General features: G+C 69.1%; 10 protein-coding genes and 1 pseudogene. 5 read left to right on the forward strand and 6 right to left on the reverse strand.

From position 1 onward, the window contains the following. Positions 1-165 precede the first annotated feature (165 nt). The 4 genes from OG734_RS08430 to OG734_RS08445 all read right to left on the reverse strand — a co-directional run bounded on the left by OG734_RS08430 (position 166) and on the right by OG734_RS08445 (position 4790). A complete protein-coding gene (locus OG734_RS08430; protein WP_330286846.1) occupies positions 166-1596 on the reverse strand; it encodes an RICIN domain-containing protein in 1431 nt (476 codons plus the stop codon). Positions 1597-1639: 43 nt separating this feature from the next. Continuing rightward, on the reverse strand, positions 1640-2467 hold the full coding sequence (locus tag OG734_RS08435) for a carbohydrate ABC transporter permease (RefSeq protein ID WP_330286847.1): 828 nt from the start codon (positions 2465-2467) through the stop codon (positions 1640-1642). After that, positions 2464-3396 carry a carbohydrate ABC transporter permease gene (locus tag OG734_RS08440; RefSeq protein WP_330286848.1) on the reverse strand — a complete coding sequence of 311 codons (933 nt, stop codon included), beginning with the start codon at positions 3394-3396 and terminating at the stop codon, positions 2464-2466. The genes OG734_RS08435 and OG734_RS08440 overlap by 4 nt, the downstream gene beginning before the upstream one ends. Before the next feature lie 68 nt (positions 3397-3464). Beyond that, a complete protein-coding gene (locus OG734_RS08445; protein ID WP_330286849.1) occupies positions 3465-4790 on the reverse strand; it encodes an ABC transporter substrate-binding protein in 1326 nt (441 codons plus the stop codon). A gap of 321 nt (positions 4791-5111) precedes the next feature. On the opposite strand from OG734_RS08445, the gene OG734_RS08450 reads away from it, so the two are divergent. The 5 genes and pseudogenes from OG734_RS08450 to OG734_RS08470 all read left to right on the forward strand — a co-directional run bounded on the left by OG734_RS08450 (position 5112) and on the right by OG734_RS08470 (position 14249). Continuing rightward, positions 5112-6155: a LacI family DNA-binding transcriptional regulator gene (locus OG734_RS08450; RefSeq protein ID WP_330286850.1), complete on the forward strand. Its 1044-nt coding sequence runs from the start codon at positions 5112-5114 to the stop codon at positions 6153-6155. A 114-nt stretch (positions 6156-6269) separates the two neighbouring features. Continuing rightward, positions 6270-9077, forward strand: a complete 2808-nt coding sequence (locus OG734_RS08455; RefSeq protein WP_330286851.1) for a family 78 glycoside hydrolase catalytic domain — start codon at positions 6270-6272, stop codon at positions 9075-9077. Between the two features lie 218 nt (positions 9078-9295). Then, the gene (locus OG734_RS08460) at positions 9296-12748 is read left to right on the forward strand and encodes a family 78 glycoside hydrolase catalytic domain (protein ID WP_330286852.1); all 3453 of its coding nucleotides are present in this window, start codon (positions 9296-9298) and stop codon (positions 12746-12748) included. A gap of 203 nt (positions 12749-12951) precedes the next feature. After that, positions 12952-13202, forward strand: a pseudogene (locus OG734_RS08465) (SulP family inorganic anion transporter); the annotation flags it as partial. A gap of 48 nt (positions 13203-13250) precedes the next feature. Next, on the forward strand, positions 13251-14249 hold the full coding sequence (locus tag OG734_RS08470) for an NAD-dependent epimerase/dehydratase family protein (protein ID WP_330286853.1): 999 nt from the start codon (positions 13251-13253) through the stop codon (positions 14247-14249). A gap of 28 nt (positions 14250-14277) precedes the next feature. On the opposite strand, the gene OG734_RS08475 is transcribed toward OG734_RS08470, so the two are convergent. Together OG734_RS08475 and OG734_RS08480 are read right to left on the reverse strand one after the other, a co-directional pair. Then, on the reverse strand, positions 14278-15390 hold the full coding sequence (locus OG734_RS08475) for a sensor histidine kinase (RefSeq protein WP_330286854.1): 1113 nt from the start codon (positions 15388-15390) through the stop codon (positions 14278-14280). A 2-nt stretch (positions 15391-15392) separates the two neighbouring features. Then, on the reverse strand, positions 15393-16154 hold the full coding sequence (locus tag OG734_RS08480; RefSeq protein WP_330286855.1) for a response regulator transcription factor: 762 nt from the start codon (positions 16152-16154) through the stop codon (positions 15393-15395). Positions 16155-16270: the final 116 nt, after the last annotated feature.

Raw genomic sequence — 16270 nt, forward strand, 5'->3', positions numbered from 1 at the left:
CTCTCAGGTAGGGCGCGGCCTGAAGGTGGGAAGGGAGCTCGGCGGAGGTCGCGGTGGTGCCCTGTTCGGCTCCGACGGCGTGGTCGCGGGGCGTCCGTTCCGGGCAGGCCGACGTGCGCTTCGGCCTGCCCGGAGCCATCGCCGGTCTGGGGTGTTCTGCGCGTCTCAGACGACCATCCACTGCTGGTTCGCGCCGGAGGTGCAGGTCGACTGGTTCAGGGCCGCGCCGTTGGCGGTCGACGCCCCGGCGACCTGGAGGCACTTGCCGCTGTTGACGTTGGTGAAAGTGACGTAACCGCCGATCACCGACGTCCGGCGCCAGAGCTGATGCGTTCCGCCGTCGCAGGTCCACTGGTCGGCAGTCGCGCCGTCGGCAGTGGAGCCGCCGGGGATTTCGAGGCACTTTCCGCTGTTGACGTTGACGAGTCTGTAGTTGGAGCCGACAGCGGTGGGCACCCACCGCTGGTTGGACCCGGAGTTGCAGTTGCCGGAGTTCACCGATGCCCCGTCAGCCGTACTCGCGGACCAGACGTCCGCGCACTTGCCGCTGTTGCGGTTCAGCAGGTGGTTGTTCGCGGCGCCGAGCGGACTGCCGATGACCGGCCAGCCGTTCGCGAAGGTCACCTGACGGATGTCGAGGGCCTCCCGCCCGGAGTTGTCGCCGTCGTAGTAGTGGTAGGCGAGGAACTTGGACGAGCCGTCGTCGTAGGCGTCGGCACCGCCGGCGGCCACCCGGGGATAGGCGCCGGTGAGGACGGTGGTTCCGCCGTTGGAAGCCATGTCCGTGCCGTTCTGGTCGAGATAGGGGCCGGTGACGGCGGTGGACCGTCCGACCACCGTGTAGTAGGTGCTGTTGGTTCCGCTGCAGCACAGGCCCTTCGAGCCGAACAGGTAGTAGTAGCCGCCGTTGAGGATGATCGTGGGATTCTCGATGCCGACGGCGATGTGCCAGAGGTTGTTGTCGGTGGTGGACAGCTTGCCGGTGGACTCGTCCAGGACGTGCATGTAGGTGCCGGAGCCGGTCCAGGAGCCCCAGGAGATGTACAGCCGGCCGTCGGCTCCCCAGTCGACGTTGGGGTCGATGGGGTAGTTGACGTCGGTGACCATGCCCTGGTCGGTCCAGGGGCCTTCGATGTTGGTGGCGGTGGCGAGGCCCATGACCGCATACGAGGTGCCCCAGAGCGAACCGGCGTAGTACAGGTGGTATTTGCCGTTGAAGTACTTGATGTCGGGGGCCCAGATGTTCGGCGGGGTCGAACCGAGCTTGGAGGTGATCCAGGACGGAGTGGACCCCCATACGTTGCCGATCTTGGTCCAGCCGGTAGCCGCCGTGGCGTCGCATGTCCTGCGCTCGGTGATGGCCCCGCTCGGATTGAGCGAGTCGTTCTCGAACCCGGTGGAGAAGCCGTAGTAGCAGTTGCCCACCTTGATGACGGACGGGTCGTGCATACGGACGTCACCGCTGAGCGCTTGTGCCCGGCCGGTCGCGACCAGACCGAGAACGGCCAGGGTGGCGGCCAGCAGAGCGGCGAGGACGGGACGGCGCCGTCGTCTGTGTATCCGGAGAAGGAGGCCTTCGGCATGTGGGCTCGTCACACGAAACTCCTTTGTATCGGTGAGGTGTTGGTACGGGCAGGACTCAGCCCTTGACCGCACCCGCGGTCATGCCCGCCACGATCTGCCGGTTGAAGAACAGGAACATGATCAACGGCGGCACGGTGATGAGGAGGATGTCCATGAAGAGCAGGTTGTAGCTGGTGCTGTACTGGCTCTGGAAGTTGAACAGCGTCAGCTGGACGGTGGCGTTCTGCTCGCCCGGCAGGAAGTACAGCGGGTTGGTGAAGTCGTTGAAGACGGCGACCGACTGGACGACGATCACGGTGACGACGACCGAGCGGAGCATCGGGAGGACAACCCGGAAGAAGAGCCGCAGCGGGGAGGCGCCGTCGATGATCGCGGCCTCGTCGAGTTCGCGCGGGATGGTGGCGATGAATGCGCGGAACAGCAGGATGGAGAAGGACAGTCCGAAGGCGATCTCCACGAGGATCAGTCCGGGGAGCGTGCCGAACAGGCCCGCCTTCTGCAGGACCCAGATGGTCGGTACGACCGCCGGCGGGATGATCAGCCCGGACAGGACCAGAAAGTTGATCAGGCCCGTCCAGCGGGTGATGCGGCGCTGCAGCACGAAGGCGACCATCGCGCCGAGGACGACCATCGCCGTCACGCTGACGACGGTCAGGATCATGCTGTTGACGAACGCGATGACGAGGATGTAGTCCCGCGCTTCGAGTACCTGGACGAAGTTGTCGACCAGTTGGAAGTGGCGTGGCCAGGAGAAGTCGAGCTGGGAGGCCTGCTGCGGATCCTTGACGGCCGTGAGCACGATGAACGCGAACGGGACGACGAAGACGACGATGCTGACGGCGACCGACAGGGCGCCGAGCCAGGTGCGGGTGGACTTCCTCATCGCTGCACCTCCTTGCGGGCCAGGAAGCGGGACAGCGGGACGATGATCGCCGTCACGACCAGGAAGAGGATGACGTTCCCGGCGGTCGACAGGCCGTAGAAGCCCGCCTGGTACTGCTTGTAGATGACGGAGGCGACCACGTCGGAACTGAAGCCCGGTCCGCCGCGTGTCATCGCCCAGATGAGGTCGAAGGAACGCAGGCCGCCGATGAGCGACAGGATGATGACTGTCGAGGTGGCCGGCCAGCTCAGCGGCAGGACGACGTTGCGCAGCAACTGCCACGCACCCGCGCCGTCCAGCTTCGCCGCCTCGTAGTACTCGTCCGGGATGGACACGATGCCGGCGATGTAGATGACGGTCGCCAGGCCGACGCCCTTCCACACGTCGACGAATGCCACCGAGAACAGCGCGAGCGAGGGATCCGTCAGCCATCCGGGACCGTCGACGCCGATCGCCGAGAGGGCCCTGTTGATCGCTCCGGTGGAGGGGTCCATGAACGCGGTGAAGGTGATGCCGACGCCCACGGTGCTGACCAGCACGGGGAAGAACACCACCGAGCGCAGATAGCCCCGGGCGCGGATCTGGCTGGTCAGCAGGATCCCGAGGAGGAGGCCGATGACGACCTTGAGTCCCGAGGTGACCATCGCGTACAGGAACGTGTTGACGAAGCCCTTGACGAGGGCCGGTTCCTGGAAGAACTCGGTGTAGTTGTCCAGGCCGATGAAGGTCGACTTGAAGATCGTCCACCTGGTCAGACTGAAGTAGAACGACGCGAGGGTGGGGACCAGGAACAGGGCCCCGTAGACGGCAGCCGCGGGCAGGTAGAACCAGGTGGGGTAGGAACTGTGCGTTCCGGGGGACCGGCGCGCCCTGCTCGCCGCTTTCGGCTGCTCGGCCGTCGGTGGCCCGGTCGGTACAACTGTGGTCATCGTTCGACCTCTCTCGGGTGCCTCCCCGCCCCTTTTACGCAGGCGGGGAGGCACTGGCGTGCGTGTTCCTACCAGCCCGGCAGACCGAGCTGCTGCGCCTGCTTCTTCGTGTCGTTGTCGTACTGGGTCGCGCCCGTCTTCGCACTGGTGATGCCGGAGCCGACCTGGACGCCGATCTGGTCGAGGCTGGGCCCCTTCACCGGCGACAGGAACTCCAGCGCCGGGCTCTGGACGCCGCCCGTGAAGTAGGCGGCGACGTCCTTGGTGATCGTCGGCACGTCCGTCGGCAGGGTGCAGCCCTTGACCAGGTACGGCCCGGTCGGGGTCGACGCCTTGGCCTGGGCCGTGCAGCCGGCCGGGCTCGCGGCGAACGCGAGGAGCTTCTTGACCGCGGCGAGCTTGTCTCCCGTGGTCGTCTTCGGGACGTACAGGGCGTTGGGGAACCACGCCGTGAGGCCGTTCGTGGCGGCGTCGTCACCCGGCAGTGCGAAGAAGCCGATGTCGTTGAGCTGGTCCGGGTTGCTCGTCTTGATCCCGCTGATGACGGTGGAGAGCATCGGGTACTGGGCGCCCTTGCCGGTGGCCAGCATCTGCAGGCCCTTGACGAGGGTGGCCGACGCGTAGTCGGAGTTCTGCAGCTTCAGGTCGTGGATCTCCTGGAGGTGCTGGAAGCCCTTGAACGCGTTGGGATCGGTGGCGTACTTCGCCTTGTTGGCGGTGTAGTCCTTGACGAAGTCCGGCTGTGCCGCCGCCACGTTGTGGAAGTCACCCAGGACCAGCAGCTGGGAGGTCCAGGTGTCCTGGTAGGTCTGGATGACCGGGGCGATTCCGGCGGCCTTGATCTTCTTGCTGTTGGCGATGAAGTCCGCCCAGGTTTTGGGCACCGTCAGGCCGAGCCGGTCGTAGACCTTCTTGTTGTAGAGGACACCGCCGCCGAGAGCCGAGCCCAACGGGACGCCGTAGGTCTGACCACCGACCGTGACCTGCGGGAGGAAGGACTCGTCGAGGTTCTTGACATACGGGTCCTGGGTGATCGGCGTGAGCGTCTTGGTCGGGTCGATCTGCTGGAACAGGGACCCCACGTTGTAGACGAAGAGGTCGTCCATGCTGTCCGTCTGCAGCCGCGTCTTGATGAGGTTGTCGCCCTCTGTCCCGCCGGGACGCGTCTCCACGCTCACCTTGATCTTCGGGTTCTTCGCCTCGAAGGCCTTGGCCAGCTGCTCGGCGGACTGGAGGTTGTCGGGTGCGTTGTCGACGAGCAGCTTGATCGACGTCGCGGCCCCGTCCTCGTCGGCCGAGCCGAGAGAACCGGCGCTGCAGGCGCTGAGCACCAGCGGCAGCACGGCGGCCGCGGCCACCACGGCCCTTCTCTTGGCGAGAGTGCTTGACCTCATGGTTGTTCCTTCGTTCGAGCGGCTGTGAATCGTTTCAGTGCTGAAGGCGGGGTCCGGTGCGACTGGGCGGTGGGAGGAGACGCGGCACGGTGGCCGGCTCGGGCGGTCGTTCGCTGCGGCCGTTCATAAGGTCCTTGGCGCTCCGCTGTGCTGTGGGCGTCCACTCAGCCTGCCGTGGCAGGTCTTTCGTGTAACGTGCCACAAACGGAATGCCCCAAAGATTGAGGCGAACCACCCGGAGTCGTCAAGTCATCTGCGAGTAACGTTCCGGAAACGCCGAAGTGGGGCGGGCGGCGCGTGACAACGGAGGTGGGGATCCCCATGCGATCAACGGGCGGCTCGAAGAGGGTAACCATCGCCGACGTCGCACGCAGCGCAGGTGTGTCGACCTCCGCCGTGTCGAAAGTGCTGACCAACGCCTACGGAGTGAGCCCCGCGATGCGCGAGCGGGTACAGACGGCCATAGCCGAGCTGGGCTATCGGCCGCATGCCGCCGCCCGCGGCATGCGGGGCCGCACCTACACGATCGGCGTTCTCCTCGCGAGCATCCGCAACGCCTTCTACGCCGACCTCCTGGAGGGGGTCGACGCGACACTGCGGAACACCGAGTACGCGGTGTTCATCGGCTCCAGCGGCTCCGCCGAGATGGACGACCAGACGAAGCTGATCCACGCCATGGTCGACCGGCAGATGGACGGCCTGATCCTGGTCGCCCCCGCCGTCGCGCGTGCGGAGGTGGTGCGCATCGCGGCCGATGTGCCGACAGTGGTGATCGGCCACCACGACCCCTCACCGGCGTACGACTGCGTGGTCAACCAGGACGGTCTCGGTGTCGATCTCGTCGTGGACCACCTGGTCGGCCTGGGGCACCGCGACATCGCCCACCTGTCGCATCCGACGGTGCGCGGCACCCAGTGGGTGCAGCGGCCGGAACACCATGTCAGGGCCGCCTACGGCGAGGCGATGGCCCGGCACGGTCTGGCCGACCTGGCCCGCGTCGTGAACTCGGGGTATTCGGACGAGGGCGGCTACCGCGGTGCCATGGAACTGCTCACGTCGCAGCGGCCGCCGACCGCGATATTCGCGGGCGCGGACGTCGCCGCGACCGGCGTCTTCCGGGCCGCCGCCGAACTCGGCCTGCGCATTCCCGAGGACCTCTCGCTCACCGGATACAACAACACCTCCGTGGCCGCCCTCGTTCCGGTGAGCCTGACCAGCGTGGACCAGGCGGGCGCCATGATGGGCGAAACGGCGGCCCGGCTCCTGGTGGAGCGGATCGAGAAGAGCCGTGACCGTGCCGTCGTCCTGGCGTCGACACCGCACCTCGTGGTGCGCGGCAGCACAGCGCCGCCGGCACATCTGTGAACTGAGCGAAACCGCAGATTCACCCGCCCGTCACCTCTTGACGCACGGCCCTTCCCGGCTCATGGTTGAGTCGTTTCAAACGTGGAACGTTCCACATTGCGGGAGGGGACGAGCATGACCCTGGAGCATCCGGAGCCCAGCACCACCGTTGTAGCGATCCGCTTCGAACACCGGGACGACCCGCTCGGTGTGGGCACCTCGGCACCACGCCTCTCCTGGCAGGTGCGCACGGACGACTCCGCGTGGCGTCAGACGGCGTACGAGGTGGAACTGGACGGCGCCACCGCCGTACAGATCCATTCGGCCGAACAGGTCCTCGTACCGTGGCCGTTCCAGCCCCTGCCTTCCCGCACCCTGGCGACGGTTCGGATACGAGTGGCCTCCGAAGACGGCGGCTGGAGCGACTGGAGTGCGCCCGCAACCGTGGAGACGGGACTGCTGCATCCGCACGACTGGAGCGCCCGCTTCATCAGTCCTCGCGACCACGGCGCCCTGGACTCGCCCGCCCCGGAGCTCCTCCGCACGGTCGTCCTGCGCCCCGGGATCGTGAGTGCACGGCTGTACGCCACCGCTCACGGCGTCTACACCGCCTCACTGAACGGCACCCGCGTCGGCGACGAGGTCCTCGCGCCCGGCTGGACCAGCTACCGTCACCGGCTGCGCTATCAGACCCACGACGTCACCGCGCTGCTGACAGAGGGCGAGAACACCCTCTCGGTCCTGCTCGGCAACGGCTGGTACCGGGGCCATCTCGGCTGGTGGGGCGCCCGCGCCCGGTACGGCGACCGGCTCGCTCTGCTCGCCCAACTGGAAGTCCGTCACGCCGACGGGTCGGTGGAGGTGTTCGGCACCGACGAGGAGTGGCGCGCGCGTGACACCGGGGTCGTGGCCGACGACCTCTACAAGGGCCAGCGCACCGATCTGCGGTTCACGCCGGGCGAGGCCGACGGCCCGGTGGACGTGCTGCCTGACGACGAGGCGGACCTGTCCCGGCTCGTGGCTGCGGAAGGCCCGCCCGTACGCGCCACCGAGGTGCTGCCGGCCCTGAAGGTCTGGCAGTCGCCGTCCGGCCGTACCCTCGTCGACTTCGGGCAGAACATCGTCGGCTGGGTCCGGCTGCGCCTGCGCGACACCACGGCCGGCACGGAGGTCGTCGTCCGGCACGCGGAGGTCCTGGAGAACGAGGAGCTGTGCACCCGGCCCCTGCGCGCGGCCGACGCCACCGACACCTACCTCCTGGCCGACGCCGAGGAGACGGTCCTCGAACCCTCTCTCACCTTCCACGGTTTCCGGTATGCGGAGGTCTCCGGCATACCGAGCCTGGAAGCGGAGGACCTGCAGGCCTTGGTGGTGACGAGCGACCTGCGCCGTACGGGCTGGTTCTCCTGCTCGGACCCGGACCTGGAGCAGTTCCACGAGAACGTCGTCCGGGGCACACGCGGCAACTTCCTGGACGTACCGACGGACTGCCCGCAGCGCGACGAGCGGCTCGGGTGGACCGGCGACATCCAGGTCTTCTCCCCTACCGCCTCTTTCCTCTTCGACGCGGCGGGCTTCCTGTCCTCGTGGCTCGCCGACCTCGCCGCGGACCAGCACTCCGACGGCGCGGTGCCCTGGGTGGTCCCCGACATCCTGGACGACGCGGCCCCGACTGCGGCGGCCTGGGGCGACGCCGCCCCGGTGGTGCCCTGGGTGCTGTACGAGCGCTACGCCGACCGCGGCATCCTGCAGCGGCAGTTCACCAGCGCCCGCGCATGGGTCGACAAGGCCGCCTCGCTCACCACCGACGGCGTGTGGGCGGGCGGCTTCCAGTTCGGCGACTGGCTCGACCCGGCCGCCCCGCCCGGCGACCCGTTCGCCGCCCGTACGCCGCCGGATGTCGTCGCCACCGCCTGTCTGGCCCGGTGCGCCGACGTCGTAGCCCGCACCGCGGAGGTACTGGGCCGTTCCGAGGAGACCGCACGGTACTCCGCGCTCGCCGCCCGGACCCGGGCGGCGTTCGCCCGCGCGTTCGTCACCCCGGCGGGCCGGATTCTGGGCGACTCGCCGACCGCGTACGCCATGGCCCTGCAATGGGACCTGCTGGCCTCACCGCAGCATCGTGCGGCAGCCGGAGACAGGCTCGCCGACCTCGTCCGCACCAACGGCTTCCGCATCGCCACCGGGTTCGTCGGCACCCCGCTGATGACCGACGCCCTCACCACCTCCGGCCACCCGGACCTCGCCCACCGGCTGCTGCTGGAGAAGGGCTGCCCCTCCTGGCTGTATCCCGTGACGATGGGTGCCACCACCGTCTGGGAACGCTGGGACAGCATGCTGCCCGACGGCACGGTCAACCCCGGCCAGATGACCTCCTTCAACCACTACGCGCTCGGAGCCGTCGCCGACTGGATCCACCGCACCGTCGCGGGACTGGCCCCGGCCGCACCCGGCTACCGCGAGATCCGCGTGCGCCCGCTGCCGGACGGGGCGCTGACCCACGCCGCCGCCGTGCACCTCACTCCGTACGGCGAGGCGTCAGTGCGCTGGCGGCGCGAGGACGGGCTCTTCCACCTCAAGGTCGTCGTGCCCGCGGGAGCGCGCGCCACTGTCCATCTGCCCGGTTCCGCACAGCCCCCGGTGACCGTGGCCCATGGCACGCACACCTGGACCACCGACGACGTCTGCCCCGCCCCGAAACCGTCCGAGGTGGTCACTGTCCGGGACCTGATGGACGACCCCCGGCTCTGGGAGCGCACGGCCGGCGTCCTGATCCGGCACGGCCTCGGCGGCGACTCGGCGCAAGTGGCCCGGCGGCTGGCGCCCTTCCTGGACCTGCCCGTCGGCCGACTGCCCGGGCTGCTGAACAGGGTCCTCTTCGAAGACGGCGGCGCCGACGCGGCCGCCGCTCTGGAGACCCTGCTGAACAGCACGGCCAACTGACCTTCACCACGCACATCGTGCTTCGCGGCGACACCGGCCGCGCACGCATCAGAGCCTGAAACCATTCGGATGGGATTGCCATGCTCCGTAAACGCCCGCTTCTGTTCGTACTCCTGAGAGGCCTTCTCGTGTTCGCCGTGGTCGGAGGCACAGCGGTCGTGCCTGCGTCCGCTTCCCCTGCGGCGCCTGCGGCGTCGGTTTCGGACGCGCCGTTCTCCGTGAGGACTCCGACCACCAACGGCCGGGTGAACCCCCTGGGCATAGGTGGTGAGGACCCGGTCTTCGGCTGGGAGTTGGCGTCGGCCCGGCGGGCGACTTCGCAGAAGGCGTACGAGATCCAGGTCGGAAGCACGCCCGGGTCCGCCGATGTGTGGTCGTCCGGCAAGGTCGCCTCCGACCGACAGGTCGGCGTCCGGTACGGCGGTCCTGCCCTGAAACCGGCCACCCGCTACTACTGGCGCGTACGGGCCTGGGACGACAGGAAGGCCGCGAGCCCGTGGAGCGCACACGCGTCCTTCGAGACGGGTCTGCTGAACTCCGGCGACTGGGACGGCGCCCAGTGGATCACCCGTCCTGAGGCCGCGAGTGAGCTGGACAAGTGGACCGACTACGTCGCCACGGTCGAGTTCAAGATCGACAGTGCCGCCTTCGGCATGTTCCTGCGTGCCTCCGACGCGAGCAACGGTTACATGTGGCAGTTCAACGTCACGGGCCCGACCCCGATGCTGAGGCTGCACAAACAGGTCAAGAGCAACTACAGCGTGTTGCAGGAGGTGGATCTCGCACCCTACGGCTTCACCGACGCGAGTCTCCTCACCGGCCGGCACACCGTCCGCTACGACGTGGTGGGCACCACCATCAGGACGACCCTCGACGGCAAGCTGGTCAACACCTTCACGGACACCACGTTCAGCAAGGGCTACCTCGGTTTCCGCACCCACGGATGCTGTGGCGAGCAGGGAACCGTCTACGACGCCGTCGTGACCGGCGCCGACGGCGCCACGCTGGTCGACACCGACTTCGCCTCCGACCGGAACCCGTTCACCGGCGGTGAGATCGTCGACTCCGCCCTCGTGGTGTCCGGCACCACGGACGCCCTCTACGGACCCGCGGCCCGGCCGATGCCGCTGCTGCGCAAGGGCTTCGCGACCAAGGCGGGCAAGAAGGTCGCCTCCGCGCGGGTCTACGCGTCGGCGCTCGGCGTCTACGAGCTGGAGATCAACGGCGAGCCGGTCGGCGACCAGGTGCTCGCCCCGGGGTGGACGAACTACCACAAGCGCATCCAGTCCCAGACCTACGACGTGACGAAGCTGCTCGCCCGCGGCGACAACGCGATCGGCGCGTCCTTGGCGAACGGCTGGTGGGCCGGGAAGGTCGGACTCGGCTGGAGCCGCCAGTACGGGGACGCTCCCGCTCTCGTGGCGAAGCTGCGCATCACCTACACCGACGGTTCGGTCCAGTGGATCGCAACGGACGGTTCGTGGAAGACGGCAGAGGGCCCGTACGTCAAGGCCGACCTGCAGGACGGCGAGACCTATGACGCCCGTCTGAAGCCCTCGGGCTGGAGCCGGCCGGGATTCGACGACGCGACGTGGGAGCCCGCCGCGGGCCTGGAGTCCCGGACCGCCCTGCTGGTCCCGCAGAGCGACGAGCCGGTACGCCGGACCCAGGTGCTCCAGGCCCGGACGATGACCGAGCCCACCCCCGGCGCCTACGTCTACGACCTCGGGCAGAACATGGTCGGAGTGTCGCGGCTGACCCTCACCGGCTCCGCCGGCCAGACCGTCAGGATCCGCTACGCGGAGGTGCTCAACAAGAACGGCACCCTCTACACCGACAACTTCCGCACCGCCAGGGTCACCGACCGCTACACCTTCGCCAAGACCGGAACGGCGACCTACGAGCCCACCTTCACCCAGCACGGATTCCGCTACATCGAGATCACCGGGGTGAGCGGGCCTCCCGCGCTCTGGGACGTCAAGGGTGTGGTGTGGGGATCCGACCTCCCCTCCACCGGTGCACTGAAGACCTCGGACACCATGCTGAACCAGCTGGTGAGCAACATCTCCTGGAGCCAGCGGGGCAACTTCCTCTCCATCCCCACCGACACCCCCGCCCGCGACGAACGTCTGGGCTGGACGGGAGACATCAGCCTCTTCGCGCCGACGGCCAACTACCTGGTCGACACCCGCGCGTTCCTGTCCCACTGGATGGCGGACGTACGCAACTCCCAGTACGCCAACGGTGATCTGCCCGCGGTCGTACCGACGCCCCAGGGCCAGTTCGGTGACAGCGGTGTCGGCTGGTCCGACGTGATGATCACCGTGCCGTACTCCGTGTGGCGCTCCTACGACGACACCCGCATCCTGCGGGAGAACTACCCGGCCATGCGGAAGTTCTTCCAGTTCGTGCGCGACAGCGCCGGAGCGGACCTTCTCGAACCCGGCCGCACCACGTTCTTCACCAACGACTGGCTGCATCTGGACGACCCGACCGAGCAGGGCATCCTGGGCACGGCCTACTACGCCGAGAACGCCCGCATGATGGCGGAGATGGCCAAGGCCCTCGGCGACGACGCGGCGGCCTCCGACTACGGCAAGCTCTCCGCCGACATCCGCGACGCCTTCACCAAGGCCTATGTCGCAGCCGACGGCACCGTCAAGGGCAACTCGCAGACCGGGTACGCGATGGCCCTCGGCATGAACCTCGTCCCGGATCCGGCACTGGTGGAGAAGGTCGGTGAGAAGTTCGTGGCCAAACTGGCGCTCACCGACAACCACCTCAGGACCGGCTTCATCGGCACACCGCTGCTGCTGCCCGCGTTGAGCAAAATCGGCCGGGCCGACCTGGCCTACAAGATGCTGCTGCACAAGGACTACCCGTCCTGGGGCTACGAGGTCGCAGGCGGTGCCACCACCATGTGGGAGCGCTGGAACTCGATCATGCCCAACGGCGACTTCGGCCCGGTCGACATGAACTCCTTCAACCACTACGCCTACGGCGCCGTGGGCGACTGGATGTTCCAGAACATCGGCGGCCTCTCCGCGATCGACCCCGGCTACAAGCGCTCCCGGATCGCTCCGATGCCCGGCGGAAACCTGACGAAGGGCTCAGGAAGCCTCAAGACCGTCTACGGCCTTCTCTCCTCGAAGTGGAGCACCCGCGACGGAGCCCTCGACCTGAAGGTGACCGTTCCGGTCAACACCGTCGCGGAGGTTCACGTGCCGTCGACGACCCGCTGGGCGGTCACCGAGGGCGGCCGGCCTGCGGATTCCGCCAAGGGAGTCCGGTTCCTCCGGATGGAGAAGGGGGCTGCCGTGTTCGAGGTCGGGTCGGGCGCCTACCGTTTCGGCGTCGACACCGTCCTCGGCGGCCTCGGCGAGGCCAAGGAGGCAGCCGGAGAACTGCGGGATCTGGTGGCGGGCCTGGACGCTCCGGGCGCATCGACGGCCAGTCGTTGGGCCCGGCAGGTCCAGACCTCGGTCGGATCCGCATGGACCACCCACGTGGCGGATGGCGCGCACGGCACCGATGAACACGTGGACCGGGCCTTGGCACGGCTCGGTGACATCGGAGACTGGACCGCTCAGCAGGTTGGCAACGGAACCCTGACAGCTTCCCAGGGAGACGCGGTGCGAGCGCTCGTCGACCGCGTCGAAAAGGGACTGTGAGTCTGCCCGTCCCGCCGGTGAACACCGAACCACGATGGCGGCCCGCAGTCGCCATGTGGTTGCCCGGCTCCGCGGTCCCGATCAGGATCGCCCGCCGGAACAGCGGCAGCTGCCGCTGACATCGCTCTCCTGCCGGCCTGGTTCAGGCCGGCAGGAGAGCGTGTCTTTTTTTGGAAGGGAGCCGTGCAGCGGCCCCAGGTGGCCGGTCGAGACACGTCGCCGAGGTCACCGCCGTCACCGACCCCGACGGCAGCACGGTGGTCTACCGGGTCACGGGTGCACTGTTCTTCGCCCCCTCCAACGACCTGGTGGCCAGTGCGACGGAGGAGGTGTCGCCGCTCTGGACGCCGTCGAGACCAAGTACTCCGGCAACACAACTGGCGCCGCGGGAAGGCAGCGCACCCCCACGGCCCTCCGGGACGGCAGCGCGTTGTCTTACGGAGTCGTGACGTGACGGCCGCGGCCAGGGATCACGACGGCTGAGCCGCCCTACCGTGGGCGCATGCGTGTACTGGTCACCGGCGGTGCCGGGTTCATCGGGTCCCATGTCGTCGAGGCCCTTCGGGCGCGCGGACACGAGCCCGTCGTGTTCGACGTGTGCGACGACCCCGACGCGGACGTACGGAATCAAGAGGCCGTGGCCCGTGCCCTGTCCGGTATCGACGCCGTGTGCCATCAGGCGGCCATGGTCGGGCTGGGCACCGGTTTCACCGACGCGGCGGAGTACGTCTCCCGCAACGACCTCGGCACCGCCGTACTGCTCACCGCCATGGCCGAGAAGGGCGTACAGCGGCTGGTGCTGGCCGGATCGATGGTGGTGTACGGGGAAGGGCGGTACACCTGCGCACGGCACGGGGTGGTGCGGCCGGGGCCTCGGGCGGTCACCGATCTGGAGGCCGGGCGGTTCGAGCCACGGTGTCCCGGGTGCGGGGAGGGCCTGTCGCCGGGACTGGTCGCCGAGGAGGCACCGGTGGACCCGCGGAACGTGTACGCCACCACCAAGCTCGCCCAGGAGCATCTTGCCGCCGCGTGGGCACGGGCAACCGGCGGGTCGGCGGTCTCGCTGCGCTACCACAACGTGTACGGGCCGCGGATGCCGCGGGACACCCCGTACGCCGGGGTCGCCTCCTTCTTCCGGTCGGCGCTCGCCCGGGGTCGGGCCCCACGTGTGTTCGAGGACGGCCGGCAGCGGCGGGACTTCGTACACGTACGGGATGTCGCGGCGGCCAACGCGACGGCGCTGGAAGCGGAGCGGGCTGTCGGCGCGCTCACCGCGTACAACACGGGCAGCGGCGAACCGCACACCGTGGGCGAGATGGCGCGGGCGCTGGCCGCCGCGCACGGCGGGCCCGAACCGGTCGTGACCGGCGAGTACCGGCTGGGGGACGTACGGCACATCACGGCGGACTCGTCCCGGCTGCGGTCGGAGCTGGGGTGGAAGCCGGAGGTCGGATTCGAGGAGGGCATGCGGGAGTTCGCCCGGGCCGGAATGCGGTCGTAGGGCGGGAGGACCGGTGGTGCTGCCCGCCTCAGGAAGCGGCTGCGGGCAGCACCACTTCGAAGCGGCAGCCGCCGGGGATGTTGCGGACCGTGGCGCGGCCCTGGTGGGCCTCCACGATGCCGCGGACGATGGCCAGGCCGAGCCCGGCGCCGGCCGGAGGCGTGCGGGCGTGGGTGCCGCGCCAGCCGGTGTCGAAGACGCGGGGCAGGTCCTCTTCGGGGATGCCGCCGCAGCCGTCGGACACGGACAGCATCACGCCGTCGGCCAGGCGTTCGGCGGCCACCATGACGGTGCCGTCCGTGGGGGTGCGCCGGATCGCGTTGACGAGGAGGTTGCCCAGGACGCGGCTCATCTCCTTGCCGTCCACCTCCACCGGCACCTGCTCGACGCGCCCTCCGACGAGTCGTACCCCGTGTTCGTGGGCCAGCGGATACACGCCGGCGAGGGCATCGCCCACCAGGTCGTACACGGACATCCGGGAGGTCGACAGAGCCAGCGCGCCGGCGTGGATGCGGGAGAGTTCGAAGAGGTCGCCGACCATGTCGTTGAGGCGTTCGACCTCGGTGCGCATCTGGCGCAGATAGCGGCCGGGGTCGGTGGCGACGCCGTCCTCCAGCGCCTCGGACATCGCGCGCAGGCCCGCGAGCGGGGTGCGCAGGTCGTGCGAGATCCAGGCGACGAGTTCACGGCGGGACGACTCAAGGGCGCGCTCGCGCTCCCGGGATTCGGCCAGCTTCGCGCTGGTGGCCTCCAACTCGCGGCTGAGCGCGGCGAGTTCGGCGTTGGCCGGACCGTGGGGCGCGGTGAAGTCGCCGCCGTCTCCGAAGGAGCGGGCGGCGAGGGTGAGTTCGCGGCTGCCGGCGACCACCCAGCGGCCGAGCACCAGCGCGGTGGCCAGGGAGACGACGGCCGCCATCGCGACCACCGTCGTGACCACGGACAGGTCGTGCGCGGACAGGAACATCGCCTGCGCCACGGCCAGGGTGCCCGCGAGCATCGCGGTCACGGCGACCGCCGCCACCACGGTGAGCGAGCTGGTCAGCGACCGGCGGCGCAGCAGCCACAGGGTGCCCGCGCCGAGCAGCCCGGCCCCGCCGGCGCCGAGGAAGGCGTACAGGGCGATGAGAAGGGTGTCGCGCATGATCACTCCTGGCCCTGGCCGGCGGCGCCCGCCGGATCGAATCGGTAGCCGACGCCCCACACCGTCTGGATCAGGCGGGGCCGGGCGGGATCGTCCTCGACCTTGTTGCGCAGCCGGCGGACGTGCACCGTGACAGTGGAGAGGTCGCCGAAGTCCCAGCCCCACACCTCGCGCATCAGATCCTCGCGGCTGTAGGCCCGGCCCGGATGCCGGAGGAAGAACGCGAGCAGGTCGAACTCGCGCAGGGTGAGGGCCAGTTCGGCGCCGTTCTTGGCGGCGCGGCGGGCGGCCGGGTCGACGGTGAGGCCGGCCCCGCCGAGGGGCCGCGCGCCCACCGGGGGCCGGGTGCGGCGCAGTACGGACTCCACTCGCAGCACCAGCTCCCGGGGGCTGAACGGCTTCGTCACGTAGTCGTCCGCGCCCACTTCCAAGCCCATGATGCGGTCGTCCTCGTCGCCGCGGGCGGTGAGCATGATGACCGGGACGGGGCCGCGTCCGCGCAGCCGCCGGCACACCTCCAGGCCGTCCATGCCGGGCAGCATCAGGTCGAGAACCACCAGGTCGGGCCAGTGCGCGGCGGCGCCGGCGAGGGCGGTCGGCCCGTCCTCCGCCCGGTCCACCAGATATCCGGCGCGATCGAGGTAGCCCGAGACGACCTCGGCGACGGTGGGATCGTCGTCGACGACGAGGACCCGGGCGCGGGCGGCCCCGGCCCCTCGGCCGGCGGAGGTGTCCGCTGCCTGCTCGTGTGGCTGCTGTTCCATACAGCCAGCGTCGCACCACGTGCTCTCGCGCGGCGCCCCGCAGCCGTCCGCAGGCACTGACGTCCGCGTTTCGTAAGGAGCCGAAGTCCGATATGTACTGTTCGCGTTCGTAGGGT

The organism is Streptomyces sp. NBC_00576 (assembly GCF_036345175.1).
GTDB lineage: Bacteria > Actinomycetota > Actinomycetes > Streptomycetales > Streptomycetaceae > Streptomyces.